Origin of the sequence: Pseudarthrobacter enclensis, assembly GCF_001457025.1 — a bacterium.
In the GTDB taxonomy this organism is placed as follows: domain Bacteria; phylum Actinomycetota; class Actinomycetes; order Actinomycetales; family Micrococcaceae; genus Arthrobacter; species Arthrobacter enclensis.
Window position 1 is genome coordinate 34,244 of record NZ_KQ758601.1, and the last position, 25,308, is coordinate 59,551.

The 25,308-nt window shown below is 68.2% G+C and carries 30 protein-coding genes; 17 read left to right on the top strand and 13 right to left on the bottom strand.

The genetic code is table 11. The features are described 5' to 3' along the window. Positions 1-42: 42 nt before the first annotated feature. Both AS031_RS08210 and AS031_RS08215 read right to left on the bottom strand, forming a co-directional pair. Complete coding sequence (locus AS031_RS08210) at positions 43-420, bottom strand: hypothetical protein (RefSeq protein WP_058267667.1); 378 nt, start codon at positions 418-420, stop codon at positions 43-45. Positions 421-466: 46 nt separating this feature from the next. After that, positions 467-874 carry a J domain-containing protein gene (locus AS031_RS08215; protein ID WP_058267668.1) on the bottom strand — a complete coding sequence of 136 codons (408 nt, stop codon included), beginning with the start codon at positions 872-874 and terminating at the stop codon, positions 467-469. 133 nt (positions 875-1,007) lie between these two features. Between AS031_RS08215 and AS031_RS08220 the strand changes: the two genes are divergently transcribed. After that, positions 1,008-1,325, top strand: a complete 318-nt coding sequence (locus tag AS031_RS08220) for a MerR family transcriptional regulator (protein WP_058267669.1) — start codon at positions 1,008-1,010, stop codon at positions 1,323-1,325. Between the two features lie 6 nt (positions 1,326-1,331). Here AS031_RS08220 and AS031_RS08225 read toward each other — a convergent pair whose 3' ends face one another. The 4 genes from AS031_RS08225 to AS031_RS08240 all read right to left on the bottom strand — a co-directional run bounded on the left by AS031_RS08225 (position 1,332) and on the right by AS031_RS08240 (position 5,760). Beyond that, on the bottom strand, positions 1,332-2,129 hold the full coding sequence (locus AS031_RS08225) for a phosphatase PAP2 family protein (RefSeq protein WP_058267670.1): 798 nt from the start codon (positions 2,127-2,129) through the stop codon (positions 1,332-1,334). A gap of 162 nt (positions 2,130-2,291) precedes the next feature. Continuing rightward, positions 2,292-4,040 (bottom strand): S8 family serine peptidase, encoded by a 1,749-nt coding sequence (locus AS031_RS08230; protein WP_228379589.1) that lies wholly within the window; start codon positions 4,038-4,040, stop codon positions 2,292-2,294. A gap of 249 nt (positions 4,041-4,289) precedes the next feature. Then, entirely contained in the window at positions 4,290-5,141 is an 852-nt protein-coding gene (locus AS031_RS08235; protein WP_058267672.1) for an NAD-dependent epimerase/dehydratase family protein, read from the bottom strand. Positions 5,142-5,169: 28 nt separating this feature from the next. Next, positions 5,170-5,760: an adenylate kinase gene (locus AS031_RS08240; RefSeq protein WP_058267673.1), complete on the bottom strand. Its 591-nt coding sequence runs from the start codon at positions 5,758-5,760 to the stop codon at positions 5,170-5,172. 281 nt (positions 5,761-6,041) lie between these two features. Here AS031_RS08240 and AS031_RS08245 point away from each other — a divergent pair, with 281 nt between their 5' ends. Genes AS031_RS08245 through AS031_RS08275 form a run of 7 tightly spaced genes read left to right on the top strand, consistent with a single transcriptional unit; the run spans position 6,042 to position 12,523 of the window. Further along, positions 6,042-6,785 carry a GAF and ANTAR domain-containing protein gene (locus AS031_RS08245; protein ID WP_058267674.1) on the top strand — a complete coding sequence of 248 codons (744 nt, stop codon included), beginning with the start codon at positions 6,042-6,044 and terminating at the stop codon, positions 6,783-6,785. Positions 6,786-6,832: 47 nt separating this feature from the next. Continuing rightward, complete coding sequence (locus AS031_RS08250; protein ID WP_058267675.1) at positions 6,833-7,240, top strand: response regulator transcription factor; 408 nt, start codon at positions 6,833-6,835, stop codon at positions 7,238-7,240. Between the two features lie 22 nt (positions 7,241-7,262). After that, a complete protein-coding gene (locus tag AS031_RS08255; protein WP_058267676.1) occupies positions 7,263-8,252 on the top strand; it encodes a phosphodiester glycosidase family protein in 990 nt (329 codons plus the stop codon). 6 nt (positions 8,253-8,258) lie between these two features. After that, the gene (locus AS031_RS08260; protein WP_082641973.1) at positions 8,259-9,473 is read left to right on the top strand and encodes a GtrA family protein; all 1,215 of its coding nucleotides are present in this window, start codon (positions 8,259-8,261) and stop codon (positions 9,471-9,473) included. Continuing rightward, positions 9,448-10,128 (top strand): DUF4956 domain-containing protein, encoded by a 681-nt coding sequence (locus AS031_RS08265; protein WP_058267677.1) that lies wholly within the window; start codon positions 9,448-9,450, stop codon positions 10,126-10,128. Before AS031_RS08260 ends, AS031_RS08265 begins: the two co-directional genes overlap by 26 nt. After that, on the top strand, positions 10,125-10,910 hold the full coding sequence (locus tag AS031_RS08270; RefSeq protein WP_058267678.1) for a polyphosphate polymerase domain-containing protein: 786 nt from the start codon (positions 10,125-10,127) through the stop codon (positions 10,908-10,910). The genes AS031_RS08265 and AS031_RS08270 overlap by 4 nt, the downstream gene beginning before the upstream one ends. 35 nt (positions 10,911-10,945) lie before the next feature. Beyond that, entirely contained in the window at positions 10,946-12,523 is a 1,578-nt protein-coding gene (locus tag AS031_RS08275; RefSeq protein ID WP_058267679.1) for a carbohydrate-binding domain-containing protein, read from the top strand. Positions 12,524-12,578: 55 nt separating this feature from the next. On the opposite strand, the gene AS031_RS08280 is transcribed toward AS031_RS08275, so the two are convergent. Together AS031_RS08280 and AS031_RS08285 are read right to left on the bottom strand one after the other, a co-directional pair. Then, positions 12,579-13,415: an alpha/beta fold hydrolase gene (locus AS031_RS08280; RefSeq protein WP_058267680.1), complete on the bottom strand. Its 837-nt coding sequence runs from the start codon at positions 13,413-13,415 to the stop codon at positions 12,579-12,581. Between the two features lie 91 nt (positions 13,416-13,506). After that, complete coding sequence (locus tag AS031_RS08285; protein WP_257122378.1) at positions 13,507-13,740, bottom strand: hypothetical protein; 234 nt, start codon at positions 13,738-13,740, stop codon at positions 13,507-13,509. Positions 13,741-13,803: 63 nt separating this feature from the next. Here AS031_RS08285 and AS031_RS08290 point away from each other — a divergent pair, with 63 nt between their 5' ends. Together AS031_RS08290 and AS031_RS08295 are read left to right on the top strand one after the other, a co-directional pair. Continuing rightward, positions 13,804-14,166 carry an ArsR/SmtB family transcription factor gene (locus tag AS031_RS08290; protein ID WP_074446943.1) on the top strand — a complete coding sequence of 121 codons (363 nt, stop codon included), beginning with the start codon at positions 13,804-13,806 and terminating at the stop codon, positions 14,164-14,166. Beyond that, entirely contained in the window at positions 14,163-15,191 is a 1,029-nt protein-coding gene (locus tag AS031_RS08295; RefSeq protein WP_058267682.1) for a cation diffusion facilitator family transporter, read from the top strand. Before AS031_RS08290 ends, AS031_RS08295 begins: the two co-directional genes overlap by 4 nt. Before the next feature lie 40 nt (positions 15,192-15,231). Here the strand turns inward: AS031_RS08295 and AS031_RS08300 are convergent, their stop codons facing one another. The 3 genes from AS031_RS08300 to AS031_RS08310 all read right to left on the bottom strand — a co-directional run bounded on the left by AS031_RS08300 (position 15,232) and on the right by AS031_RS08310 (position 18,694). Next, the gene (locus AS031_RS08300; protein ID WP_058267683.1) at positions 15,232-16,392 is read right to left on the bottom strand and encodes a fatty acid desaturase family protein; all 1,161 of its coding nucleotides are present in this window, start codon (positions 16,390-16,392) and stop codon (positions 15,232-15,234) included. A gap of 13 nt (positions 16,393-16,405) precedes the next feature. After that, positions 16,406-17,503, bottom strand: coding sequence for a ferredoxin reductase (locus AS031_RS08305; RefSeq protein WP_058267684.1), 1,098 nt, complete (start codon positions 17,501-17,503; stop codon positions 16,406-16,408). A gap of 156 nt (positions 17,504-17,659) precedes the next feature. Further along, positions 17,660-18,694, bottom strand: coding sequence for an LLM class flavin-dependent oxidoreductase (locus tag AS031_RS08310; RefSeq protein WP_058267685.1), 1,035 nt, complete (start codon positions 18,692-18,694; stop codon positions 17,660-17,662). A 54-nt stretch (positions 18,695-18,748) separates the two neighbouring features. Between AS031_RS08310 and AS031_RS08315 the strand changes: the two genes are divergently transcribed. Genes AS031_RS08315 through AS031_RS08330 form a run of 4 tightly spaced genes read left to right on the top strand, consistent with a single transcriptional unit; the run spans position 18,749 to position 21,117 of the window. Next, entirely contained in the window at positions 18,749-19,105 is a 357-nt protein-coding gene (locus tag AS031_RS08315; RefSeq protein WP_058268052.1) for a YnfA family protein, read from the top strand. A 37-nt stretch (positions 19,106-19,142) separates the two neighbouring features. Beyond that, positions 19,143-20,345: an L-2-hydroxyglutarate oxidase gene (lhgO, locus tag AS031_RS08320; protein ID WP_058268053.1), complete on the top strand. Its 1,203-nt coding sequence runs from the start codon at positions 19,143-19,145 to the stop codon at positions 20,343-20,345. 36 nt (positions 20,346-20,381) lie between these two features. Further along, positions 20,382-20,783: a YidH family protein gene (locus AS031_RS08325; RefSeq protein WP_058267686.1), complete on the top strand. Its 402-nt coding sequence runs from the start codon at positions 20,382-20,384 to the stop codon at positions 20,781-20,783. Between the two features lie 4 nt (positions 20,784-20,787). Next, a complete protein-coding gene (locus AS031_RS08330) occupies positions 20,788-21,117 on the top strand; it encodes a DUF202 domain-containing protein (RefSeq protein WP_141688785.1) in 330 nt (109 codons plus the stop codon). Positions 21,118-21,173: 56 nt separating this feature from the next. Here the strand turns inward: AS031_RS08330 and AS031_RS08335 are convergent, their stop codons facing one another. Beyond that, on the bottom strand, positions 21,174-21,572 hold the full coding sequence (locus tag AS031_RS08335; protein ID WP_058267688.1) for a hypothetical protein: 399 nt from the start codon (positions 21,570-21,572) through the stop codon (positions 21,174-21,176). Positions 21,573-21,656: 84 nt separating this feature from the next. On the opposite strand from AS031_RS08335, the gene AS031_RS08340 reads away from it, so the two are divergent. The 3 genes from AS031_RS08340 to AS031_RS08350 all read left to right on the top strand — a co-directional run bounded on the left by AS031_RS08340 (position 21,657) and on the right by AS031_RS08350 (position 24,494). After that, on the top strand, positions 21,657-21,893 hold the full coding sequence (locus tag AS031_RS08340) for a DUF2630 family protein (RefSeq protein WP_058267689.1): 237 nt from the start codon (positions 21,657-21,659) through the stop codon (positions 21,891-21,893). Positions 21,894-21,941: 48 nt separating this feature from the next. Next, complete coding sequence (locus tag AS031_RS08345) at positions 21,942-22,736, top strand: carbon-nitrogen hydrolase family protein (RefSeq protein ID WP_058267690.1); 795 nt, start codon at positions 21,942-21,944, stop codon at positions 22,734-22,736. Between the two features lie 435 nt (positions 22,737-23,171). After that, the gene (locus AS031_RS08350) at positions 23,172-24,494 is read left to right on the top strand and encodes an ammonium transporter (RefSeq protein ID WP_141688786.1); all 1,323 of its coding nucleotides are present in this window, start codon (positions 23,172-23,174) and stop codon (positions 24,492-24,494) included. A gap of 29 nt (positions 24,495-24,523) precedes the next feature. Here AS031_RS08350 and AS031_RS08355 read toward each other — a convergent pair whose 3' ends face one another. After that, positions 24,524-25,129, bottom strand: a complete 606-nt coding sequence (locus tag AS031_RS08355; protein ID WP_058268054.1) for a PadR family transcriptional regulator — start codon at positions 25,127-25,129, stop codon at positions 24,524-24,526. Positions 25,130-25,308 lie beyond the last annotated feature (179 nt).

The following is a 25,308-nucleotide window of genomic DNA, read 5'->3' on the forward strand; positions in this document are numbered from 1 at the left end:
AGCAACTGCGGGAGCAGCGCTTCGCTGCGCCGCGGGTGCCGGCTACTGCGAGCCGAACAGGAACTCCTTGGCGTGCGCCACCGCCTTCCGGAAGGCGTCGTTGCGGAGGGTCACCAGGTGCTCGGGTTCGCCGTCCATCGGCTCCAGGTAGGCCGTATAGCCCGGCCGGAGGACCCAGATATCCCCGGCGGGCGGCAGGTAGAACACGCCAAAGGAACGCTGTTGTTTCTCCTCCGTTGTCCACACCGGCACCACCGCCAGGGCAGCACCGGTTGCAGGGTTGATCCACTGCGCACGCGGGAGCGGCTCCTCATGCGCCTCCGGGTCCAGGAAGGGGGCAGTTCCGGCACCCCACCGCTGTTCGAAGCGTTCGTGGAATGCCGGAATCAGGTGTGAATCGTAGCGACGCCAATCGCTCATGCGTTTCTCCGCCTCCTCGGGCCGGTGTTGTGTGGGATGGCCGGTGTCATGCCCAGGGCCCGCTTTCCCAGCGGACCGGGGTGACCCGGATGGTGCCGTCCGGTGCTTCGTGCCGGACCTTGCGGACAGGGACAGGACGGGCCGTTGAGGCCGGCCGGGTCCGTTGGCCCTCCGGCAGCCCGGATGCCTGCGGGTGCCCGGCGCGTTGCCGGTCATAGGCTGCCCGCCGGCCGGGGTCCCGCAGGATGCCGTAGGCCTTCATGATCAGCAGGAGCTCGTCCTGTGCACTACTGCCAGCCGCGCCGTCTGCTGCCACGCCACTTCCTGCACCGTACTCCCGGTCCAGATCCGGGTGGTGGCTGCGCATGAGTGCGCGGTAGGCGCGGGCGATGTCCTGTTGGCTGGCCTGCGGCAGGACGTGCAGGACCGCGTAGTAGTCGGGGATGTTCGTCATGGCTCCCCTCCTTGGCGAAGCTCGAAACCCACTGGTCAGGCACACCCCTATAATCTATGGTGGTGAATATAGATTTCTTATAGCACCGGCGGGAACCCGAGGCAAGGGTTTCCCCGGGGATTTTGGAGACCAGATGGCAGGGACAGATCTGCCGCGGGAGCACCGCCCGTCCGGACGTGCGCTCTACGCCATTTCCGTGGCTGCCAAGCTGGCGGGGACGGGACAGCAGAACATCAGGTTGTATGAGACCAAGGGGCTCCTGACCCCGGCGCGGACGGCCGGGGGCACCCGGCAGTACAGCGAGGATGACATCACCGTGCTGCTGCGGATCGGTGAGCTCCTGGAGCAGGGGCTGAACCTGGCAGGGGTGGCCAAGGTCCTTGAATTGGAGGCCGCCAACGTGAAGCTGCACCGGGCGCTCAAGCGCGCACGGTCCCGTCCGCAGGACTGAAGCTCCTTAGTCCTGCCGTGTTTCGGCCTTGGACAGTTCCCCGGTGACCTCTTCCCCGGGGACCCGCACCGTTCGCCAAGTATCGAGGGCGATGACGCCGGCCAGGATGATCAGGGACAGCGACACCGAGGCCAGCGCGTCGGTGAGCCAGTGGTAGCCAAGGTAGAGGCGGCTCACTGCGGCGAGGATGATGCCGACGCCGGCACCCGCGAAGCCCAGGACCGCGGCCCTGGTGTTCCGGCGCCGCGAGAAGATGAGGAAGGTTCCCACCAGCAGGAAGTCGCAGGCGCCGAGGACATGCCCGGAGGGGAAGGAGAACGTGTGGTCGATCCCGAAGAGCATCTGGTCCACGGGCGGGCGTGAGCGCTTCACGATCTGCAGGATGATCTGGGAGATGATCACGCCGCTGAGCATGGCCGAGGCCAGCAGGATGGGACGCCAGGCATGCTTGGCCGCGAAGCCCCACACCACAATGACCACCAGCACGATGATGGGCAGTGCGATGGGCCCGAACACCACGGCCAGGAAAATCATGACGGCGGTCAGTGTGGCCGAGCGCTCGGTCAGCAGCCAGTCCCGGACGGGTCCGTCCGCGGCGGACAGCCCATCCGCCTGCAGCACGCTGATCAGCGTGGCGATGAACAGCGCCAGGCCGGCGATGGCCAGGATGACCGAGGCCCGGTACAGCCCGCGCCGGTCCGCGGGTTCCACGAAACGTTCCTCCACCACGAACTTGTCGTGGAAGGCCCGCCAGCGCCCGGACCTTCCGGCGGCCCCGGAACCTGCTGCTTCTCTTTGTGCCACCGCGGTGTCCGTTCTTGCCGTGCAGGGTTGCTGCCAGTGAATGATCGTCCAGTGAGTCTTCATTATGAAGTCTCACTGAAGTGAAGACTATCCCTGCCGGCCCCCGCCGGGACGATCAACGCCCATCAGGTCGACCCGGAAGTCCGGGCGCCGTGCAGCCGGTCAGAGCGATCCGGTGGTGAACTGCCAGGTCTTTGCGGTCAGTGGGTTCCCGGCCAGGTCCCGGATGCCGGAGCTGCCGCCTGACACCGCCACGGTGTATTTGGTCCTGGCGGCAAGGGCCTGCTGGGGGTCCAGGATCCACTGGTTGGTGGTGCCGTTGCGGTAGACGGCCGCTGCCACAGCGGCGCCGGTGGCAGCGTTCCGGAGGGTGAAGGTGCCGGTGGTGACGCCCTGGACGGGTTCGCTGAAGGTCACGGCGGCGTTGCTGGTCCGCCGCACCAGCAGGGCGTTGCTGCCAGGCGTGAACGCGGTGATGGCCGGCGCGGGGCCGGTGGTGAACCGCCAGCTGGTGGTGGCCAGGGGCGTGCCGGCGGCGTCGCGGATGGCTGAGGTGCCGCCGGCCAGGGTGGCGGTGTAGGTGCTGTCCGCGGGCAGGTTCGCCGACGGGTCCAGGGTAGCGGTCCTGGTGGCGGAGTTGTACGTGACGGTGGCCGGGACCGTGCTGCCGGCGGAATTGCGCAGCAGGAAGGTGCCGGCGCCCACCCCCTGCACATCAACGCTGAACGTTGCGGTCACGGTGGTGCCCGCGGCGACGGCCACGGCATTCGACGCAGGCGACGCCGACACCATGGTGGGTGCCGGAGCGGGCGCGGGTGCCGGCGCCGGAGCAGGGGCCGCGGCCCCGGCGAACAGCAGCCGGTTCGGTGTGCCGGCGGACGCTCCGCCGATGACGCCGGAGGTTGCCGAGGATGCCAGCGCACCCGCCACCTGGGCCGGGGTCAGGGCCGGGTTTTGGGACAGCAGCACTGCGGCGGCCCCCGCCACGTGCGGCGTGGCCATGGATGTGCCGGACATCGAGGCGGTGGCCGTGGTGGAGGTGTAGTAGGCCGAGGTGATCCCCACGCCCGGTGCGTAGAGGTCCACGCAGGATCCGAAATTTGAGAAGGACGCCTGGCGGTCGGTGGAATCGCTGGCAGCCACGGTGATGGCGGCGGGCACCCGGGCCGGGGAACTTCCGCACGCATCCACCGCGGAGTTCCCGGCGGCAACCACGGCCGTGACGCCGTCGTTCATGACGGCCTGGATGGCCGCGTCCACGGCGGAACTGGCCGGGCCGCCGAGGCTGAGGTTCACCACGGCGGGCACGCCGGCGGTGTGGTGCGCCGCCACCCAGTCCAGGCCCGCCACCACGTCGGAGTTGTACCCGGAACCGTTGCAGTCCAGGACGCGCACGGGCACCACCGTGGCTGCCTTGGCCACGCCGTAGGTGGCGCCGGCGACGGTCCCGGCCACGTGGGTGCCGTGCCCGTTGCAGTCGCCGGAGCCCCTGCCGTCGCTGACGGCAGTCCATCCGGCCGAGACCCGTCCACCGAAGTCGGCGTGCTGGGCCAGGACGCCGGTGTCCACTACATACGCGGTCACCCCTGCCCCGGCGGCGGCCCAGGTGTAGGAGCCGGACAGCGGCAGCGGCCTTTGGTCCACGCGGTCCAGGCCCCAGGGTGCGGGCTGCTGGGTTCCGGCCAGGCCAACCCGGGCGTCCGGCTCAACGGACGCTGCCCGTCCGGAGCGCACCAGTGCAGCCGCCTGGGCCGGCGTCGCGGTGACGACGGCGGCCCGCATCGCGTGCGTGAAGGTACGTCCGACGGCGAGGCCTTGCCGCCGGAGTCCGTCCGCCTCCGCCGCAACGTCCGCTGCGGCGGCGAACCGGACGATGTAACGCCCGGAGTCGGAGGCCGTGGCAGTGGCCACGGATGCATCGTTGACAGGAAAGGGGGTGGCGGGAGCTGCTGCGGCTGGAATTGCGGCGGCCAGGGCGAGCACCGGAAGCAACGCGGGCAGCATGAAGAACGGGGTACGAATGGCGGGGTCCTTGGGATAGCGGCTGGACGGCGGAGCGGGGTGGTGGACCGCCTATGCCACAAGGGTAGGAGCCCGGCAGGCCGCAGCACCGGGTCCTTGCAGGATCCTTCGCCAAGCCTTGCAGGTTCCTGCGGAACCTCAGCCCTGCCGGTGGTGGCGCCAGCTGTGTTCGGGTTCGAATCCGAGGAGCCGCCGTGCCTTGTCGATCGAAAGCATCGTCTCGTGCTCGCCCAGGTCCTTCGTGACGGTCACGGCGGGAAACACCTCCGCGGCCAAGTCAGCGCTGGACCGGCTCATCACGGTGTCCGCGTTGGCGATGATGAAGGCCTCGAACCCCGGCTTGCCGTTCTCCAGCGCTTTCGCCACGGCCTGGGCGCCGTCGCGGCCGTCAATGTAGCCCCACAGGTTCCACTTCCGCAGCGTGGCGTCGGCGTCGAAGGACGGGAACCGGGCGTAGTCCTCCACGTCCATGACGTTGGAGAACCGGAGCCCCACGATGCTCAGCTCCGGGTCCCAGCGCGTCAATTCCGCAGCCATCCGCTCCTCCAGGGTCTTCACCAGGGAGTAGGTGCTTTCCGGGCGGGGCGGGTATTCCTCATCCACGGGGATGTAGGGCGGGTCGACGTCGAAGGGCAGCCCCAGCACCGTCTCGCTCGAGGCGTAGACCACCTTTTTGATCCCGGCCCGGCGGGCCGCCTGGAAGACGTTGTAGGTGGAGAGCATGTTGTTCTCGAACGTTGCGGCGTCCGGCAGGATGCCCGGCGCCGGAATGGCACCGAGGTGGACGACGGCGTCGAATCCCTCATGCCGGTCATCCACGCCCAGCAGTGCGTCCAGGACCTGGCCGTAGTTCCGCAGGTCCACCACGAGGAGCCCCGGGCTGCGGGTCCCTTCGCGGTCCAGGGTGAGGACCTGGTGTCCGTCCTCCGTGAGGCGGCGGACAACGTGCCGGCCGAGTTTTCCGTTTCCGCCGGTGACGGCAATCTTCATGGACTTTCCTTTGCTGGTGGGGCGGAGATCAGGCGCCGCGGGAGGTGGCCAGGAAATTCTCGACGGCGGTGATCGCCAGGGCGGTGATCGCGCCGGGTTCCCCCGTGCCGTCCACGGACACCAGGATGCCCCGGCCGGCGTAGCCCGAGACTACCTCATGGGTCTGGGTCCGGTAGAGCTTCAGGCGGTGCCGGAAGACTTCCACGGTGTCATCCGAGCGTCCCTGGTCCTGCGCCCTCCGGTGCATCCGCTGCTCCAGTTCCGCATCGGGGGCCCGCAGTTCCAGGACGGCGTCCAGTGCCGTGCCCAGGGAGGCCAGGATGCTGTCCAGTTCGGCGGCCTGGGGGACGGTCCGCGGGTAGCCGTCCAGGAGGAAGCCGGCCTGCAGGTCCCGATCCTGCAGCCGGTCCCTGACCAGGGCGTTGGTGAGCTGGTCCGGGACGAACCTGCCGCCGTCGAGGTATTCAGCGGCCTGGACCCCCAGGACGGTTTCCCGGCTTACGTTGCTGCGGAAGATGTCGCCGGTGGAAACGGCCGGGACGTTGAAGTGGCGGGCCAGGTGTTCGGCCTGCGTCCCCTTGCCCGAGCCGGGCGGACCGATAATGAGCAATCTGGTCATGTTCGCGTCCCTCCGGTGAAGCTCCGTTGGTGCCCGGCCGCCGCCGCGGTCGCGGCGACCGCTTCATTCTGCCGGGAAGACCGGGAGTTGGCCACTGTCCGTGGACGCGCCACCATGACACTTTGTGCTGCCGGTCGATGTATATACTTCTGGATATCGGTTTAGCAGCAGGCCGTTGGAAAGTTCGTCGATCCAGCGACCAGAACCTCCTCCGGCATGGACCGGAGCCGGGGCGCTCGTTGCCGGGTCGTTTTGACCTGAGCGAATGGCACCAGAGAATCGTGGCCAGCGAGTCAACAGCTAAAACCGATACATCCATTACCGATTACCTGCACGAACTGGTCCTCAGCAGCTCCGACGTTGAGGACTTCCTTAATGAACTCGCGCGGGTGTCGGCGCGCAACCTTTCCGAGCCCGACGACGAGATCCTGTGTGCCATCACGCTGCTGCGGCAGCGGAAGGCCGCCACCGTGGCCAGCAGCAGCCCCGACGCCGCATCCCTTGGGGTCCTGGAGCACCAGTATGCCGAAACTCCCAGCCTGACGGCATCCGCGGAGAAGGTCACGGTGCATGTGCCCGACCTGGCGCGGGACGGCAGCTGGCCCGAGTACTCGGAGGCGCTGAAGGCCCAGGGGATCCGTTCCCTGCTTGCCCTGCCCTTCCGGCTGGAGGGCGAAACCAAGGCCGCCCTCATGCTGTACTCACAACGGCCGTACCGCTTCGAGGGCCGTGCCCTGGGTTTCGCCGAAGACTTCGTCAGCCAGACATCGCTGGCCCTCCGCCTGGCGGTGCGCTTTGCGCACTACAGCGAAACGGCGGCCAACCTGCGCGCCACCCTGGAATCCCGCACCGTGATCGACATGGCGGTGGGCATCATCATGGCCCAGAACAGGTGCAGCCAGCATGACGCGTTCGAGATCCTGAAGACCGCCTCGAGCACCCGCAATTCCAAGCTGCATGACGTGGCGTCCGCCGTGGTCAATTCGCTGGGCCAGGGGCCAGCCAGGACGCATTACGACGGCTAGCCCCGCCACGCTAGACTGATGCCATCTTTTTGGCCTGGGGGGCTTCGATGGAACAGCAGCGTGTGTGCCTTGTCGTGGAGGATAACGACGATATCCGTGGACTCATCAGCGTTGTCCTCACGCGCGCCGGGTTCACGGTCAAGGCGGTGGCCAGCGGTGCCGAAGGCATTGCAGCCGCCGCCGATCCGGCGGTTTCGCTGGTCACCCTGGACCTTGGCCTGCCGGACATGGACGGGCATGTGGTGGCACGGGCCATCCGGTCGTTGAGCAAGGCGCCGCTGCTCTTCCTCACTGCACGGTCCGAGAGCGACGACGTGCTGGCTGGCATGGCATCCGGCGCCGCCGCGTACCTCACCAAGCCGTTCCACCCGAAGGAACTCACGGAGCTGGCCAACCAGTTGTGCCCCGCCTCTGTTTCACAGGCCTCTCACATCAACGGCAAAACGTACTGCTAACTTGCCTCCCTAAAAAGGAGGCATGACTTCACCGCACACCACACCCCGTAAACCCCGCCGCGTCCGGCACGCCCTCGCCGCCGGCGCCGTAGCGCTCTCCCTGTCGGCCGGCGGAGCCACCGCCTGGGCCCTGGACCGGTTCGTGATCCAGCACGTGGAGATCGCCGACGTGTCGGCCTACCAGGCGGCCCAGTCGGGCACCACCGGGACGGGCACCGGCACAACCTCGGATTCAGGCTCGGCGGCCAGCGGCGACGCGGTCACAACCGGCACCTCCTATACCTCCGGTTCATCCAGCATCAACATCTCCACGGTGACCACCGGCAGCGGTGACAGCACGGTCACCTACTACGTTGCCGACGTCGTCCTGGATGACGCCACCGCACTGCAGTCCGCTTTCGCCAACGACAGCTTCGGCGAGAACATCACCGAAACCACGTCCGCCATCGCCGAGGACAACAATGCCGTCTTTGCCATCAACGGCGACTACTACGGGTTCCGGGACACCGGCATCGTGATCCGCAACGGCGTGGTGTTCCGCGACGAAGGCGCCCGCCAGGGCCTCGCCTTCTACCGCGACGGCACGGTGAAGATTTACGACGAGACCTCCACCACCGCCGAACAGCTGGTGGCTGACGGGGTCTGGAACACCCTCTCCTTCGGCCCGTCCCTCCTGGACAACGGCCAGGTGGCCGCCGGCATCGAGGACGTCGAAGTGGACACCAATTTCGGCAACCATTCGATCCAGGGTGCGCAGCCCCGCACCGCCGTCGGGGTCATCGACGACAACCATCTGGTGTTCGTGGTGGTGGACGGCCGCAGCCCCGGCTACAGCGCCGGCGTCACCATGACCGGGTTGGCGGAAATCATGCAGGGCCTGGGTGCCACCACCGCCTACAACATTGACGGCGGCGGCTCCTCCACCATGTACTTCAACGGTTCACTGGTCAACAACCCGCTGGGCCAGAACAAGGAACGCGGCACTTCCGACATCCTCTACATCGCGCAGTAGCCGGCCATGGTCATCCTGATTCCGGCCTACGAGCCGGACCGGCACCTGCCCGCACTCATCCGCAGCATCCGCGCAGCCGAGCCGTGGACCGCCGTCGTGGTGGTTGACGACGGCAGCGGCCCCGCCTACCGGCACGTGTTCGACGACGTGAGGGCGCTGGGGTGCCACGTCATCGGCTATTCCCGCAACCGGGGCAAAGGGTTTGCGCTGAAGGCCGGCTTCGGCTTCATCGCGGACACGCTGCCCGGCCAGGACGTGGTCTGCGCGGACAGCGACGGACAGCACACGGTCACGGACATCCTCCGCGTCGCGGCCGCCGTGCAGGCGACCTGCCGGGAACCCCGCGGCTCCGCCACCATGGTGCTGGGCAGCAGGCGCTTCACCGGGGACGTTCCTGCCCGCAGCCGGCTGGGGAACACCGCCACCCGCTGGCTGTTCACCCTGGCCACCGGCGAGCGCATCCCGGACACCCAGACCGGGCTGCGCGGCTACCCGGCGGCCATGCTCCCCTGGCTCCGCAGCGTCCGCGGGGACCGGTACGAGTACGAGCTGAACGTCCTGCTGGAAGCGAAGAACGCCGGCTGCACCATCCGGCCGCTGGACATTGCCACCGTGTACCTGGACCACAACTCGGGCTCCCACTTCCGGCCGCTGGCAGACTCGGCCCGCATCTACGCGCCCCTGCTGACCTTCCTGGCGTCGTCCTTTGCGGCATTCCTGGTGGACACCTTTGTCTTCCTGCTCCTCACCATCCTGGTGGACTCGCTGCTGCTGGCGGTGCTGGGCGCCAGGGCCGTCAGCGCCGCGGTGAACTTCCTGGTGAACCGGCACGTGGTGTTCCGCCACGGCAGGGACAGGCCCGCCCGGGCCGCCGGTGCCCGCTACGCCGGGCTCGCCGCTGTGCTCCTGGCGGCGAACTTCTGCTTGCTCCTGGCACTGGAGGCCGCCGGAGTGCAGGCCCTGCCGGCCAAGATCCTGGCCGAGCTGGCCCTGCTGGCCATCAGTTTCGCGGTGCAGCACCGCTGGCTCTTCGCCCGGAAACCTGGCCCTGCAGGGGGCGCCGCAGACTCAGCGGACACTGCCGGGAAACCGTCGGCCAGGGCTCATATTTCCAGCTGGGTTCCGTCACAGCACCCGCACAGTAACGCCCGGCAACGTAGCAATCAGCCCACAGATAAACCTTCCGGAGAACCCCATGAACCTTCTTTTCATCGCCGCTGACCTCGCGGCCATCAGCATCCTCACCTTCGCCCTGTACCTGCGGCGCCACCGCCGGCGGGACCTGGTGGTCTCCTACCTCGGAATGAACGTGGGCGTCCTGGCAGTAGCCACCGCGCTGTCCGGCTCAGCCGCCGGGCTGGGCCTCGGGCTGGGCCTGTTCGGCGTCCTGTCCATCATCCGGCTCCGTTCCACCGAGCTGGCGCAGCACGAGGTGGCCTACTACTTCTCGGCGCTGGCCCTGGGCCTCATCGCCGGGCTCGGCATCGAACCGTTCTGGCTGACCGCATCCCTGATGGCACTGGTCCTGGCGGTCATGTTCGTGGGCGACCACCCCCGCCTCCTGCCGGCGCACCGCCACCAGACCGTCATCCTGGACCGCGCCATCGCCGGGGACCGTGAACTGTATGCACGGCTGGAGGAAGTCCTCCACGGCAGGGTCCACTCCGCCACCGTCCAGCAACTGGACCTGGTCAACGATAAGACCATCGTGGACGTCCGCTACGCCTACTCCCCCGGGTCTTTCACGGCAGCCCCCTCCGTGCCGGGCAGCCTGGCGGATCTTACGACGGCGGTCCCGCACACCGCGGGCACCATCCCCGCCGCCGAGTACATCCCCGGCGCCGGGCAGGCACCCGCCCAGGCAGGTGCGGCATGAGCACCACCGCAACTACCGCCGTCGGAAACCTGTACCACCTGCCCGCCATCGGCCTGGAGGAGCTGAACGCCGAAGCAGCACTGCAGACCCGGGTGGACCGGAAGTACGTGCTGGCCACCGGTACGGCCCGGCGCCTGCTGGCCACCTGCGCCACGGACATGCGCGTCCTGGAGATGGACGGCAACCGCAGCTTCGCCTACGACTCGGTCTACTTCGACACCGCCGCCCTGGACAGCTACCTGCTGGCCGCCCGCGGCCGGCGCCGGCGCTACAAGATCCGCACCAGGACCTACGTGGACAGCACCGTCAGTTTCCTGGAGGTCAAGACCGAGGGAGCCCGGGAAGCCACCGTGAAGGAGCGGATCCCCTACCGCCTGGAGGACCGTTCCAGGCTCACGGCGGAAGGACTGGGCTACGTCCGTGAAACCCTCGCCGCGGCGGTGGGGACAGTTCCCGCCGGCGCCCTGGGACCGGTCCTGGAAACCCGGTACCACCGCACCACCTTCTACCTCCCGGGCTCCGGGAGCCGCGCCACCATCGACAGTGCAGTGACCTGGCAGCAGCCCGGCCTCGACCCCTGGGTCCTGGACGACGCCGTCATCCTCGAAACCAAATCCGGGTCCACTGCCGGCCCGCTGGACCGCCACCTGTGGGCGGCCGGCATCAGGCCGTCACGGATTTCCAAGTTCGCCACCGGAATGGCCGCCCTCCGGCCGGACCTGCCCGCCAACCGCTGGAACCGCACACTGTCCCGCAGCCTGCCCCTCCGGCCCGCCGCCTGACCCCGACCCCACGTCAACAGCCCAAAGGATTCTCCATGAAAAGCCTCCGCACCTACCTCTCCGTCGCCGCTATGGCGGCCGCCCTCGGCCTGGCCGGCTGCTCCGCAGCCGGTACCGCCTCCACCGGCGTCTCCGCCGTGGCCGGCACCAGCGCCGCCAACTCATCCACCGGTACCGCCGCAGCGGTGTCGCTGGACACGCTCGCGCAGGACACCCATTTCGACGACGACGACCTCACCTGGGACGCCGCGTCCGAAGTAGCCGTCACCCTGGCCGACGGGGCCAGCACGGTATCGGGCTCGTCGGACGCCGTCACCGTGGACGGCGACACCGTCACCATCAACGCCGCCGGCACCTACCGCCTCAGCGGCTCGCTGGCCGACGGCCGGATCGTGGTGGCCGCCGGCGAGGAGGACACCGTGCGCATCATCCTGGACGGCGCCACAGTGTCCAACTCCACCGGCTCGCCGTTCGTGGTCCAAAGCGCGGATGAGGCCATCGTTTACCTGGCGGACGGCACCAGCAATTCCCTCAGCGACGCCGCGACCTACAGCGACCAGGGGACGGATGCCCCCAACGCCGCCCTGTATTCCAAGGCGGACCTCACCATCGCTGGCCCCGGTTCGCTGGCGGTGGACGGCAGGTTCAACGACGGCATCTCCAGCAAGGACGGGCTGGTCCTGGCCGGCGGCAAGGTCACCGTGGACGCGGCAGACGACGGCATTGTGGGCAAGGACTACGCTGTCCTGCTGGACGGCGCCTACCAGGTCACCGCCGCGGACGACGGCTTCAAATCCGACAACGACACCGACGAAGGCCGCGGCTGGCTGCTCATCAATGGCGGCACACTGGACGTTTCAGCGGGCGACGACGGCGTCAAGGCCTACAACACCCTCACCATCGCCGCGGGGACCACCACGGTGAAGGAGTCCGAGGAAGGCCTCGAGGCCCAGCACATCGTGATGTCCGGCGGCACGGCCACCGTCACCTCCAACGACGACGGTGTGAACGCCTCGGGCGGCAGCACCTCGTCCTCCGGCCAGCAGATGGGCGGCGGGATGGGCGGCGGCAGCATGGAAGTGGGCGATTACACCGTTGACATCAGCGGCGGCCAGTTGACCATCAATGCCCAGGGCGACGGCCTGGACTCCAACGGCAACGCGACAGTTTCCGGCGGCACCGTGGTGGTAAACGGCCCCACGAATGACGGCAACGGCGCCCTGGACGTCAACGGTGAGCTCGCCGTATCCGGCGGAACCGTGGCAGCAGCGGGCAGCGCGGGGATGGCCGTCACCCCCGGAACGTCGTCCACCCAGTCCGGCGTACAGGTGACCCTGGGCTCGTCGGTGCCGGCCGGGACGGTCCTGCAGATCGCCGATTCGTCCGGATCGGTGGTGGCGTCATTCGTGACCACCAAAGCTGCCGCGTCCTTTGTCTATTCCTCCGCGGCCATCACTGCGGGCGCGGAATACACCGTGTACACCGGCGGCACTGCCACGGTGGCTGCGGGCCTGGGTACCGGCTCGCTGGACGGCGCCACCAAGGTGGGTACCGTCACGGCCGGCGAATACACCGCGGAGCAGGGCCCTGGCGGGGGCGGCCCGCGCCGGTGACCCGCACCTTCCTGGAACGTCCGACGGCGGCCCGTGCCGCCGTCGGACGTGTGTCCTACTTCTTCAGGAAGCCGAGCAGTGCCTCGTTGACCTCTGCGGCGTGCGTCCACAGCAGCCCGTGCGGGGCGCCTTCGATCTCTACGTATTCGGCGCCGGGCAATGCCTTGGCGAAGAGGCGGCCGGTGGAGTCGATGGGGAGGATGTTGTCCGCGGTGCCGTGCAGGATGAGGGCGGGAACATCGATCTTGGGAATGTCCTGGCGGAAGTCCGTCAACCAGGTGGGCTGGGCGGCCACGGAGGCCGTGGCACCGGCGCCGGCGGCCAGGTTCCAGCTGGCGTCCACCGCTTCCTGGCTGAGCCGCGGGGTACCCAGGAACGTGTCCGAGTTGTAGAAATTCTTGAAGAAGTCGGTGAAGAACGCGTACCGGTCGGCGGTGACTGCCTCCTTCAACCCGTCGAAGACCTCCTGGGGAACGCCGTCCGGGTTGTCGTCCGTCTTGAGCAGGAAGGGTTCCAGCGAGCCGAGGAACGCGGCGCGGGCCACGCGGGCGGAACCGTAGGTGCCCAGGTAGCGGGCCACTTCGCCCGTCCCCATGGAGAAGCCCACCAGCACCACGTCGTTCAGGTCCAGGGTGTTCAGGACGGTGTCCAGGTCGGCCGCGAAGGTGTCGTAGTCGTAGCCTTCGGTGGGCTTGCTGGACTTGCCGAAGCCGCGGCGGTCATAGGTGATCACCCGGTAGCCGGCCTCGAGGAGCGCAGCGGTCTGCTTCTCCCAGGAGGAGCCGTCCAAGGGGTAGCCGTGGATCAGCACGACCGGCTGGCCTGAGCCGTGGTCCTCGTAGTAGAGCTCGATGTCGGTGCTGTTTTCAGTTCCAACGGTAATGAAAGCCATCGCGGCGAATTCCTTTCGAGACTGGGCTGTTGCGGTCCGGCGGCACGCCGGTGGCCCGCGCACTCCCTACTCTAGGGCCGCGGCCCGGCCGCTACTGGGACGGCTGGGGAAGTTCACAGGATATTTGCGGGTTGGCTCCCATGTAGTTCAACGGGCCGGCGACGACCGTCAGCGCGATGGTTCCCGCCTCGGCGCACGTCCCGGGCGCCCCGCCGAAGTAGCCCCGCTGCCACGCGGCGACCCCGCCGATGACCAGCCAGATGACAATAAGGGCTCCCAGGAACTTCATCTTTCCTCCGTAGGCCGCGGCGGCTGTGCGTTCCATTATGCGACGGCGTCCTGCCGCGGCACAGTGCGCCGCGGCCCGAATCTATGACACTATATGCGCATGAATGCAGATAATGGCAGATGTTGGCTGGGCACCGACAGCCAGTACGTGGAACTGGCAGTGGAGGTGTTCTCGCTGCTGGCCGACGCCACCCGGGTGCGGATCATCCTCGCGCTGCGCGACGGCGAAATGGCCGTGGGCGCGCTGGCCGACGTGGTGGGCAAGTCCCCTGCCGCTGTCTCGCAGCACCTGGCCAAGATGCGGCTGGCCCGCATGGTGTCCACCCGCCAGGACGGGACCCGGGTCCTTTACCGGCTGGAGAACGAGCACGCCCGGCAGCTGGTGGTGGATGCCATCTTCCAGGCCGAGCACGCGCTGGGCGGCGAGCCTGCGCACCACCGCACAGCCAAGGATGCGTCATGACGGGTCCGGGCCGGCAGGAGGCGCCCGCGGGGCACCATCACCACCACGACCACGACCACGACCACGACCACGACCACGACCATCATCACCACGGTGGCTTCAAGGGCTGGCTGGTCGACCTGTTCGTTCCGCACACGCATGACGCCGCGGACTCGATCGACGACGCCATGGAAGCCAGCACCGAAGGCATCAGGGCACTGAAGATCAGCCTGTTCGTCCTGCTCGGCACCACGGTGCTGCAGTTTGTGGTGGTGCTCTTCAGCAGTTCCGTGGCACTGCTGGCGGACACCATCCACAACTTTTCCGACGCCCTGACCGCCGTCCCGCTCTGGGTTGCGTTCATCCTGGGGCGCAGGGCCGCCAGCAGCCGCTACACCTTCGGGATGGGACGCGCTGAGGACCTGGCCGGGCTGTTCATCGTGGCAGTGGTTGCCTTGTCCGCGGTCGTGGCGGGCTGGCAGTCAGTGGACCGCCTGATCCACCCGCAACCCCTGCAGAACCTCGGCTGGGTGATGGCCGCCGGGCTGATCGGCTTCGCCGGCAACGAGGCCGTGGCCATCTACCGGATCCGGGTGGGCCGCAGGATCGGGTCCGCCGCGCTGGTGGCCGACGGTGTCCACGCACGGACGGACGGCTTCACGTCCCTGGCCGTGGTGCTGGGCGCCCTGGGGGTCATGCTCGGCTTTCCGCTCGCAGACCCCGTGGTGGGCCTCCTGATTTCCGCGGCCATCATGGTGCTGCTCTGGGGAACGGTCCGGAGCATCGGACGCCGGCTGATGGACGGCATCGAGCCGGACCTCGTGTCACGCGCGCGGACTGCCCTCGCAGGTACCCCCGGGGTACTGGAGGTTCAGCGCGTCCAGCTGCGCTGGAGCGGCCACCGGCTGCAAGGTACCGCCACGGTGATGCTGGAGGACGGCAGCCTGTCCGATGTCCAGGACATCCTGGACCGGGCGGACCACAGACTCCGGCATGCGCTGCCGAAACTGGACGACATGGTGCTCTCACCCCGCTCAGGGAGGTAGCCCCGGCGGCGCTGGCTGCAGCAGCGGGCGCCGCCGGCTGTCAGGGCAGCGCCAGCCGGAAGACCTTGGCCCAGGCGGACCCGACCTGCTTGAGCAGGGGCCCGGTGGTGTACTTCAGCCCGTACCGCCGGCAGATCTCGCGGACCTTGGGCGCCACCTCGGCATACCGGTTGGACGGCAGGTCCGGGAACAGGTGGTGCTCAATCTGGTGCGAGAGGTTGCCGGTCATGATGTGCATGAACTTCGAGCCGGAGATGTTCGCCGAGCCGATCATCTGGCGGACGTACCAGTCGCCCCGGGTCTCGCCCTCGACCATTTCCTCGGTGAAGGTGTCGGTTCCTTCCGGGAAGTGGCCGCAGAAAATTACCGAGTGGGCCCAAACATTGCGGATGGCGTTGGCGGCCAGGGTGCCGAACAGGGCCTGCTTGGCGGAACCGGTCAGCATGGCCAGGGCCGGAGTGGCGGCGTAGTCCTTGGTGAACTGGGTGATGGCCTTGCGTCCCAGGGCCTTCAGGTCCTTCAGCAGCGCTTCCTTGGACTTGCGGCCTTCCCGGTAGTCCACCAGTTCGAGGTCGTAGACGGCGATGCCCCATTCGAAAATGGGGGCCAAAATGGCGTTGTACAGCGGGTTGCCCAGGTTCTTGGGCTTCCAGGGCGTCTCCTTGTCCATGCGCAGGAGGTTGTATCCAACGTCGTTGTCCTTGCCCACCACGTTGGTCCAGCGGTGGTGCAGGTCATTGTGGGTGTGCTGCCAGGACCGGGACGGGGTGACGAAGTCCCATTCCCAGGTGGTGGAGTGGATGTCGGGATCGCGCATCCAGTCCCACTGGCCGTGCAGGATGTTGTGGCCCAGCTCCATGTTTTCGAGGATCTTGGCCAGGCTGAGCAGGGTGGTTCCGGTAACCCAGGCCGCCTTGTTCTTGCCCACCAGCAGGGCGGCACGCCCCGAAATTTCGAGGCCGCGCTGGATCTTGATCATGCGGCGGATGTAGGCCGCGTCCTCCGCGCCGCGCTTGGCCAGGATCTCGTCCCGGATCGCATCGAGCTCCCGGCCCAGCTCCGCCACCTGTTCGTCGGTGAGGTGGGCGGCGGCCGGCGGCCGGACGGTGGGGCTGCCGGATTCAGCCAGCTTGCCGGGGCGCTTCCTTGTGCTGCCGGCGCTTTCGGCGGGTGTGGTCTTGGTGGGTGAGATGACAGACATACTTTTCTGCTCCTCAGATTTCGAGGTTGACGGGCCCGGCGGCTGCCGAAACGCACGTTTGGATCAGTTGGCCGGGGTCGCCGTGGACTTCCCCGGTGCGGAGGTCCCGGACCTGACCGGCGAGCAACGGAGTGAGGCAGCTGTGGCAGATTCCCATCCTGCAGCCGCTGGGCATCAGCACCCCGGCGTCCTCGCCGACGTCCAGGATGGGGGTATCGCCGTCGGCCTCCACCTCGCGGTCGGAGGCTTCAAAGGTGACCAGCCCGCCGTCGTGCCCGGCACCGGCGGAAAGGTTGGTGTTGAACCGTTCGATCGTCAGGTTGCCGGAGCCGCCGGCCACGGCGAGGTCCTTGCCCGGGGTGCCTGCAGTCAGCGCCGTGCGCTTCCACAGGTCTTCGGCGTCGTCCAGGAAACTGTCCGGCCCGCACGCATAGGCGGCACGGTCCTTCCAGTCGGGGCAGATGCCGTCGAGTTCCTTGGCGCTGGAGAAGTCGAGCCGGCCCCGCTTGCCGGTGAACCAGTGTGCCAGCCGGAAGTTGGGGAACTGGTCCGCGAGCTCGGCCAGTTCCTCCCGGAACAGGCTCTCACCGGGTGTGCGGGCGGAGTGCACCAGGACGACGTCGGCATCCGGGCGCCGCGGAACCAGGGTACGGATCATGGACATCACCGGGGTGATGCCGCTGCCCGCGGTCAGCATGAGCAGCGGACGCGGGTGCTCGGGCAGGACGAAGTCGCCCTGCGGGGGCGCCAGGAAAAGGACGTCTCCGGGCCGGGTGGTGCGGACCAGGGTGCCGGAGACGGCCCCGACGTCGGTGACGGTGATGGCCGGGTCTTTGCCGGCGGGGGTGCTCAGCGAGTAGGAGCGCCAGTGCCGGACGCCGTCGAGTTCGACGCCGATGCGGGCCCACTGACCGGCCAGGTGGGCTTTCCAGCCGCGTCCGGGGCGGAAAAAGATGGTGGCGGACTGTGCCGTCTCCTGTACCACCCGCGTGACCACGCCGCGCAACTGCCGGGCGGAGTAGACGGGGTTGAAGAGGGCCAGGATGTCTTCGGGTGCCAAGGGCGTGGTGAGCACCGAGGCCGCTTGGGCCAGCTGTCGTAGCCGGATCATGCGTTAAAGCCTAGGGCGGCGCGAGCCATATTTCTCTCTCTCCGTCATATGACCGTCCCGCAGTCACGCTTGTCTGGGCGCTAAGCCCCCAAGCCGCACTCCAAGGATAACGGCCCGGTCACGGAGATGGTTCCCGTCCTGCCCAAATGCTTCCGCTCAACCCTTTGCCGGCGCCCAGCCGAGGGCGGGCGCGATGTGTTGCGCCACGGTGCCCAGGAGTTTGGCATTGAAGTCGACGCCGAGCTGGTTGGGCACCGTCAGCAGCAGCGTGTCCGCGGCCTGGACCGCGGTGTCAGCGGCCAGTTCCTCGGCGAGCCGGTCGGGCTCGCCCACGTAGCTCTTGCCGAACCGCGCGGTCAGCCCGTCGATGATCCCCACCTGGTCCCGGCTGTCCCGCAGGGCGCTGCCGGCGAAGTAGCGGCGGTCCTCGTCATCGACGATCGGCAGGACGCTGCGGCTGACCGAAACCCTCGGCCGGTGGGAGTGGCCCGCCGCCTGCCAGGCGTCCCGGAAGAGCCTGATCTGCTCCGCCTGGAGTTCGTGGAAGGGCACCCCGGTGTCCTCCGTCAGCAGGGTGGAGCTCATCAGGTTCATTCCCTGCTCCGCCGCCCAGATGGCCGTCTTCCGGCTGCCGGCACCCCACCAGATCCGTTCCTGCAGGCCCGGTGAGTGCGGCTGGACCGGCAGCAGGCCCGTGGCCCCGCCGGCGTAGCGTGGATCAGCCTCTGCCACGCCGGCGCCGGAGATGGCGGTGCGGAACGCCTCAGTGTGGCGGCGGGCCATGTCCGCGTCCGTCTCCCCGTCCCGTGGCACGTAGCCAAAGGCCGAGGCTCCCTGGCGGGCGGGCTCGGGTGAACCGCGGCTGATGCCCAGTTGGAGCCGGCCGCCGCTGATCAGGTCAGTGGCGGCAGCTTCCTCTGCCATGTACAGCGGGTTTTCGTAGCGCATGTCGATGACGCCGGTGCCGATGTCGATCCTGGCGGTGCGGGCGGCGATGGCTGACAGGAGCGGGAACGGGGAGGCCTGCTGCCTGGCGAAGTGGTGGACCCGGAAGAACGCGCCGTCAAGACCGATGTCCTCGGCCGCTACCGCCAGCTCAATGCCCTGGAGCAGCGCCTGGCCGGCTGTCCGCGTGTGGGAACCCTGGCCGGGTCCCCAGTGGCCGAATGAGAGGAATCCTATGCGCTCCATACCTGCAGCAACCCCTTGCGGTCCGGCGGCATTCCCGGCTGGCATGATGGCGGGGTGGGTATCCCGGAAGAAACTGTCAGCATCCTCAAGACCACGGTGCTCTTCGCCCTGGCAGCCGTAGCGGAAATTGGCGGCGCCTGGCTGGTGTGGCAGGCGGTCCGCGAAGGCAAGGACTGGTGGTGGGCAGGCCTGGGCGTCATCGCCCTGGGCGCGTATGGCTTTGTGGCCACGCTCCAGCCGGACGCCCATTTCGGCAGGATCCTGGCAGCCTACGGAGGGGTTTTCGTGGCTGGATCCCTGGCCTGGGGCATGATCTTCGACGGCTTCCGGCCGGACAGGTGGGATATGGCCGGTTCGGTGATCTGCCTGCTGGGCGTCGCGGTGATCATGTTCGCACCACGGAACGGATAGCTGGGGCGCCTGCGCAGGATGGGGCAGAATGTGCGGTGTGGAGCACGTGGACTACTGCATCATCGGCGGCGGCATCGTCGGCCTGGCCACCGCCTACCAGCTGCTGCGCAGGGAACCCGGCGCCTCGCTGGTGGTGCTGGAGGCCGCGGAACAGCTGGCCGCCCACCAGACCGGCCATAACAGCGGCGTCATCCACTCCGGCATCTATTACGCCCCGGGGAGCTTGAAGGCCCGCTTCAGCAAAGCCGGCGCCCGGCAGACCAAGGAGTTCTGCCGGGACCATGGCATCCCGTACCGCGAGCCGGGAAAACTCCTGGTGGCCACCACACCGCTGGAAGTGCAGCGGTTGGCGCAGCTTGCCGAACGCGCCACCGTTCACGGCCTCGGATTCGAGCGGCTGGACCGGCAGGAGCTGCTGCGGCGCGAACCAAATGTCACCGGACGTGGCGCCCTCTTCATTCCCAGCACCGGCATCGTGGACTACCGCGCCGTGGCGCGGAAGCTTGCCCAGCTGGTGGCGGCGGCCGGCGGGACGGTGGTGACGGGCTCGAGGGTCACGTCGATCGCCGAGCAACCCGGCCATGTGGCCGTGGGCACCGCCGCGGAGACGTACGCCTGCCGGCAGCTCGTGGCCTGTGCGGGGCTGCAGTCGGACCGGCTGGCCGGCATGGCGGGCGTAGACATCGATGTCCAAATCATCCCATTCCGCGGCGAGTACTTTGAGCTCCCCGCCGAAAAGTCCGGCTACGTCCGGCACCTGATCTACCCTGTTCCGGATCCTGCCCTGCCGTTCCTGGGTGTCCACCTCACGCCCACGGTGCAGGGCACCATCACCGTGGGCCCCAACGCGGTGCTGGGCCTGTCCCGGGAGGGCTACCCGAAGTTCTCGGTCAATGTCCGGGACGTTGCCCGGTATGTCCGCTTCCCCGGGTTGTGGCATATGGCCCGGGCCAACGCGTGGACGGCGGTCCGGGAGGTCCGCAATTCCCTGTTCAAGGGAAGCTACCTGCAGGAGTGCCGCAAGTATGCCCCCGGGCTCGCCAAGGCGGACCTGCTGCCGTTCGAAGCAGGGATCAGGGCGCAGGCTGTCCGCCGGGACGGGACGCTCATCCACGACTTCCTGCTCGCCCAAACGGACCGCATGATCCACGTGCTGAACGCCCCGTCCCCGGCGGCCACGGCGGCGCTGCCCATCGGCGAACACCTGGCTTCAAAGGCTGCGCTCCGCCGCTCAGCGTAGGCGCGGCCGTGTCCGGGGCGCGGCTAGACTGGCACCGTGACGAACAGCCAGGACGCTCCCGACGGCGGAGCGCCGCCACGCGGCAGGCTCGCCGAACGGCTCCTGCCGGGCGGCGAAGAACCGGACCCGCGGTTCACCCTCGCGAACGAGCGGACGTTCCTGGCATGGATCAGGACCTCGCTGGCCCTGCTTGCCGGCGGCATCGCCATCGAAGCCTTTACCTCTGACCTGTTCCTGGAGCCCGTCCGCAAGGGGCTGGCCGTGGTGCTCCTCCTGCTGGGCATGCTGCTCAGCGCCGGGGCTGCCCTGCGGTGGCTCCGCGTGGAACGGAGCATGCGGCATAAGGCTCCGCTCCCCCTGCCGCTCATTGTGCCGCTGCTGGCCGGGGCAGGCGCGGTGGCTGCCGCCGTCGTCCTTGTCTTTGTCCTCTGGCGCTGACGGCGTGCCGTCACCACCCCGCGGCCACGGGGATCCTGGCCTGCAGCCTGAACGGACCACCTTGGCCTGGGGCCGCACCATGCTGTCCCTGGTGACGGCGAGCGCGCTGTACCTGCGGTGGCTCCCGCACCATGGACTGCCCATCCTGCTGCTGTTCGCCGTCTCCGCCGGCGCGGCGCTGGCCATCTACCTCACCCAGCGCAGGCGCTACGGCGCCAGTGCCTACGGGGTGTCGCGGGAGCGCGTGGACGCTGACGTTAACGCGGTGCTGTGGACGGCGTTCGCGGGCGTGGCCCTCGGAGCCTTGGGCATCGGCGTGGTCCTGGCGGCTTAGGGACGAAGGCCGGCCACGTGGGGACCGCGCACTGGAACCGGCGCCACAACGCGGGGTCAGAACATCGGCAGGACGAAGCCCGCCAGGAGGGCCACCGACCCGATCGCCGTCAGGACCCGCCCCAGCACGGAAGCCGTCCTGCCTGCCTCCTCCGGAACCGTGGTCTGCCACTGGGTGGGCCGCTTGGGGTGGTAGTAGATGGGCAGGGTGTCCCCCACCGCCATGTCCCTGATGTCGTGCGGGGACATGGGCGCGTTGTGTACCTGGTGCCGTCGGTCCATCCACCGGAAGCCCACACCGGTGGTGTCCGAGTAGACCACGGCCTCCGCCACGTCCCAGGGGTGGACGAACCGGCGCAGGAAGCCTGTGTAGAAGAGCAGCCCCAGGCCGACGGGAAGGCACATCCACGTCAGCACTTCCAGGATGGGTCCTGCCATATCGAACACAGTGGGCATGACTTTGATGGTACCGCCCGGGGGCTGGTGGCATCAGCACCTGGTACGTACGCTGAGGGGACCAGTCCGGACGAAGGGGACAGCATGAACGACGAAGACATCCTGACGCGTATCCAGGCCCTCGTGGACGAGGAGCATTCCCTCCGGGAGGGGTCCGGGGACGGGCAGGCACCGGACCACGCCAGGCTGCGGCAGGTGGAGATCAGCCTCGACCAGTGCTGGGACCTGCTGCGGCAGCGGCGGGCCAAGAAGGATTCCGGAGAGAACCCGGACGAGGCCGAGACCCGGCCCGTGAGCGAGGTGGAAGGCTACAAGCAGTAGGGCCGCGCTGAGGCAGGCATGATGGATACAACAGATCGGAGTTCATCCATGCGTCTCGCCGTCGCCCAAATCATCAGCAGCGCTGATACCGCAGCCAACCTGGAGCTGATCCGGGACTCCGCCGCTCAGGCCAAGGCGGCCGGAGCGGAGCTGGTCGTCTTCCCGGAGGCGGCCATGCGCGCGTTCGGCCATTCACTGACCGGCATCGCGGAGCCGCTGGACGGCCCGTGGGCAGACCAGGTGCGTGCCATCGCACGCGACCTGGACCTGGCGATCATAGCCGGGATGTTCACCCCGGGGAAGGACGGCCGCGTCCGCAACACGCTCCTGGTCACCGGTCCGGGGCTCGACACCTCCTACGACAAGGTCCACCTTTTCGACGCCTTCGGGTTCACCGAATCAACCACGGTGGAAGCAGGCGAAAAGCCGGTGACCTTCGAGTTCAACGGCACCGTGTTCGGGCTCGCCACCTGCTACGACGTCCGCTTCCCGGCCCTCTTCACGGCCAACGCGCGGGCCGGCGCCCAGGTGAACATCGTCTGTGCCTCCTGGGGCGCCGGCGAAGGAAAGGCCGACCAGTGGGATCTGCTGGTGCGCGCCCGTGCACTGGACAGCACCACCTTCGTGGTGGCGTGCGGACAGGGCGACCCTGAAACCATCGGCGCGGGCCCCGCCGGCAGTGCCCCCACAGGGATCGGCCACAGCGCTGTCATTTCCCCGCTGGGCAGCACCGTGGCCGCGCTGGGAGGCCGCCCGGAACTCGCCGTCGTCGATATCGATCCGTCCATTGTTGAGGACGTCCGCACCAAACTGCCCGTCCTGGCCAACGCCCGGCAATTCTAAGGGGCTGCCCAAGGCCCCTCCCCCGCCAGTCCTCAACGGCGCGCCGCACCCTGTTGCGGCGCGCCGTCGTCGTCTGCCGGCGCCACAGTGTTCCGGGCGAAGCGCCGGAGCGGTGAGGTCCCGTTCATGGCGGGGAAACGTCCCGCAAAATTGCGGACGACGGCGGCACCTCACCCCGCGGACCCCGCCGGCTGCGGTTTTCCCGCGCCACGCCGGGACCTCCGGCACTCAGCCGGTGCGGTCACCGCGGAACCGGATGGTGCCCGTTTACACGGCCGAAACAATTCCGACACGCGAACTTCACGCAAGGCCGGTTTGTGTAACGCAGCCGCAACTTTTCGCGGCACTGAATGAAACACGCGCCGCGAATGATGGTCCCCGGGGGAAAAGCGGGGCCGGCAATCCGCCCCGTTGAATCTTGCGAAGGGACCACCGGTGGAGATGTCTGCCCAACACGTCTGGCTGCTTATTTCGGCGGCGATGGTACTGCTGATGACCCCCGGGCTCGGGCTCTTCTACGGCGGCATGACCCGCGCCAAGGCCGCCCTCAACATGATCATGATGAGCTTCATCTCGGCCGGCATCGTCGGCGTGGTGTGGGTCCTGTGGGGTTACTCCATGACCACCGGCGACGGGTTCCTGGGCATCTTCGGCAATCCGCTCACCAGCTTTGGCCTCCAGAACCTCATGGGTTCACCGGACCTGATCAAGGCCGGCTACAGCGCCACCTTCGCCATCATCACGGTGGCGCTCATCAGCGGCGCCATCGCAGACCGCGCCAAATTCAGTGCGTGGGCCCTGTTCGTGCCCGTTTGGATCACGGTGGTCTACTGCCCGCTCGCCTACATGATCTGGGGCGGGGGCCTGATGAGTGCCGGCGGCGCCGTCACGGCGGTCTTCGGGCAGGTCATCGACTTTGCCGGCGGTGCCGTGGTGGAAATCAGCTCCGGCACCGCCGCCCTGGTCCTGGCCATCATCGTGGGCCAGCGCCACGGCTTTGCCAAGGACCCCAACCACCGGCCGCACAACGTCCCCTTCATCATGCTGGGTGCCGCCCTGCTGTGGTTCGGCTGGTTCGGATTCAACGGTGGAGCCGCCACCAGCGCGGAGCAGGCCGGGCTGATCTGGATCAACACCCTGGTCACGCCGGCGGCCGCCATGCTCAGCTGGCTGGTCACCGAGAAGGTCCGGCACGGCCACCCCACATCCCTTGGTGCGGCGTCCGGCGTGGTGGCCGGGCTCGTCGCCATCACGCCCTCCTGCGCGAATATCAGCCCGGTGGCCGCAATCGGCCTGGGCCTGGTCGCCGGTGCCGCCTGCGCCGTCTTCGTGGACCTGAAGTACCGCTTTGGCCTCGACGATTCCCTGGACGTGGTGGGCGTGCACCTGGGCGCCGGACTGATCGGCACCCTGGCGCTCGGATTCATCGCCCTGCCCGTGGATGGCCAAGGCGGGGGCCTGTTCTACGGCGGCGGGCTCCAGCAGCTCATCGCCCAGACGGCGGCGGTGGTCATCACCTTGCTGGTCTCCGGCCTCGGCACGCTCGTGATCGGCCGCCTCATCAACAGGACGGTGGGTTTCCGGGTCAGCCACGAAGCGGAGACCGCCGGGGTGGACCTGTCGGAGCACGCCGAGACCGCCTACGCGTTCGGTGAGCTCGGCGCGGCCTTCAATCCCCTGCGCCACGCAGTGTCCCACACACCGGTGGCGGGACAGCCTGCCAGGCAGGAGCAGGCCAAGGAGGAGTCCTTCGCCTGACGGGCACCCCCTGCCGGCGGCCCCGTGCCCTAATCGGCAAGGATCTTGTAGAGCGCCCGCCGCGTTTCGTTCAGCTTCTCCAGCGCCGCTGCCCGCTGCTCCTCAGTGACACCGCTGCGGAACTGGTGAATGACGGCCATCAGCTTGCCGACGCTCTGATGGAACTCCCGGTCCGAGCCCTCCGGCACCGCACTCCAGGCGCCCTCCATTTCCTCCGCGTGCCCGGCAACGTACTCCCGGCCGGCATCGGTGAGCGAAAACTCGGTGCCCCGGCCTTCGCTCAGGGCCTCGATAAGGCCTTCATCCACCAGCTGCTGCAGCGTGGGATAGATGGACCCGGGACTGGGACGCCACGCACCCTCGGTCTTTTCGGCAATCGTCTTGATCAAGCCGTAACCATTGGAGGGTGCTTCGGCCAGCAGGGAAAGGATGGCCGCCCGCACATCGCCCCGGTTGGCCCGGCGCGGTCCGCGGCCGAAACCCGGCCCAAACCCCGGTCCGAAGCCCGGACCAAATCCCGGACCAAAGCCGCCACCACCGCGGTGGCCGTGCGGGCCCCGGCGTCCCCTGCCACGTTCGAACCGGCCCCTGGCGAACTCGGGACCGGGAAATTTTTCGTCTGGTATGCCTCTCATGTTGGCGTCCACCTTTCTTAGTAAAATCATTTCGCCGATGTCTTCGGCGATAGTTAACGATATGTCGTTAACTATCGCCGGTCAAGGGAAATTTTGTGACCTTATCCTGACCTTGCAGGTTCTGGATCACCCCTGGGCAGCGGCGTAGGCTGGACGCACCTCGAGGCGTGAGGGCTGAC

What these genes read in the sequence shown, in the direction of transcription:
- AS031_RS08235 (WP_058267672.1), bottom strand. Translation starts at nt 5,141, where the DNA reads ATGAAGATTGCCGTCACCGGCGGAAACGGAAAACTCGGCCGGCACGTT.
- AS031_RS08355 (WP_058268054.1), bottom strand. Translation starts at nt 25,129, where the DNA reads ATGAGAGGCATACCAGACGAAAAATTTCCCGGTCCCGAGTTCGCCAGG.
- AS031_RS08340 (WP_058267689.1), top strand. Translation starts at nt 21,657, where the DNA reads ATGAACGACGAAGACATCCTGACGCGTATCCAGGCCCTCGTGGACGAG.
- AS031_RS08240 (WP_058267673.1), bottom strand. Translation starts at nt 5,760, where the DNA reads ATGACCAGATTGCTCATTATCGGTCCGCCCGGCTCGGGCAAGGGGACG.
- AS031_RS08255 (WP_058267676.1), top strand. Translation starts at nt 7,263, where the DNA reads ATGACTTCACCGCACACCACACCCCGTAAACCCCGCCGCGTCCGGCAC.
- AS031_RS08275 (WP_058267679.1), top strand. Translation starts at nt 10,946, where the DNA reads ATGAAAAGCCTCCGCACCTACCTCTCCGTCGCCGCTATGGCGGCCGCC.
- AS031_RS08270 (WP_058267678.1), top strand. Translation starts at nt 10,125, where the DNA reads ATGAGCACCACCGCAACTACCGCCGTCGGAAACCTGTACCACCTGCCC.
- AS031_RS08345 (WP_058267690.1), top strand. Translation starts at nt 21,942, where the DNA reads ATGCGTCTCGCCGTCGCCCAAATCATCAGCAGCGCTGATACCGCAGCC.
- AS031_RS08285 (WP_257122378.1), bottom strand. Translation starts at nt 13,740, where the DNA reads ATGGAACGCACAGCCGCCGCGGCCTACGGAGGAAAGATGAAGTTCCTG.
- AS031_RS08250 (WP_058267675.1), top strand. Translation starts at nt 6,833, where the DNA reads ATGGAACAGCAGCGTGTGTGCCTTGTCGTGGAGGATAACGACGATATC.
- AS031_RS08280 (WP_058267680.1), bottom strand. Translation starts at nt 13,415, where the DNA reads ATGGCTTTCATTACCGTTGGAACTGAAAACAGCACCGACATCGAGCTC.
- AS031_RS08265 (WP_058267677.1), top strand. Translation starts at nt 9,448, where the DNA reads ATGAACCTTCTTTTCATCGCCGCTGACCTCGCGGCCATCAGCATCCTC.
- AS031_RS08300 (WP_058267683.1), bottom strand. Translation starts at nt 16,392, where the DNA reads ATGTCTGTCATCTCACCCACCAAGACCACACCCGCCGAAAGCGCCGGC.
- AS031_RS08310 (WP_058267685.1), bottom strand. Translation starts at nt 18,694, where the DNA reads ATGGAGCGCATAGGATTCCTCTCATTCGGCCACTGGGGACCCGGCCAG.
- AS031_RS08295 (WP_058267682.1), top strand. Translation starts at nt 14,163, where the DNA reads ATGACGGGTCCGGGCCGGCAGGAGGCGCCCGCGGGGCACCATCACCAC.
- AS031_RS08305 (WP_058267684.1), bottom strand. Translation starts at nt 17,503, where the DNA reads ATGATCCGGCTACGACAGCTGGCCCAAGCGGCCTCGGTGCTCACCACG.
- AS031_RS08290 (WP_074446943.1), top strand. Translation starts at nt 13,804, where the DNA reads ATGAATGCAGATAATGGCAGATGTTGGCTGGGCACCGACAGCCAGTAC.
- AS031_RS08215 (WP_058267668.1), bottom strand. Translation starts at nt 874, where the DNA reads ATGACGAACATCCCCGACTACTACGCGGTCCTGCACGTCCTGCCGCAG.
- AS031_RS08260 (WP_082641973.1), top strand. Translation starts at nt 8,259, where the DNA reads ATGGTCATCCTGATTCCGGCCTACGAGCCGGACCGGCACCTGCCCGCA.
- AS031_RS08220 (WP_058267669.1), top strand. Translation starts at nt 1,008, where the DNA reads ATGGCAGGGACAGATCTGCCGCGGGAGCACCGCCCGTCCGGACGTGCG.
- AS031_RS08335 (WP_058267688.1), bottom strand. Translation starts at nt 21,572, where the DNA reads ATGCCCACTGTGTTCGATATGGCAGGACCCATCCTGGAAGTGCTGACG.
- AS031_RS08210 (WP_058267667.1), bottom strand. Translation starts at nt 420, where the DNA reads ATGAGCGATTGGCGTCGCTACGATTCACACCTGATTCCGGCATTCCAC.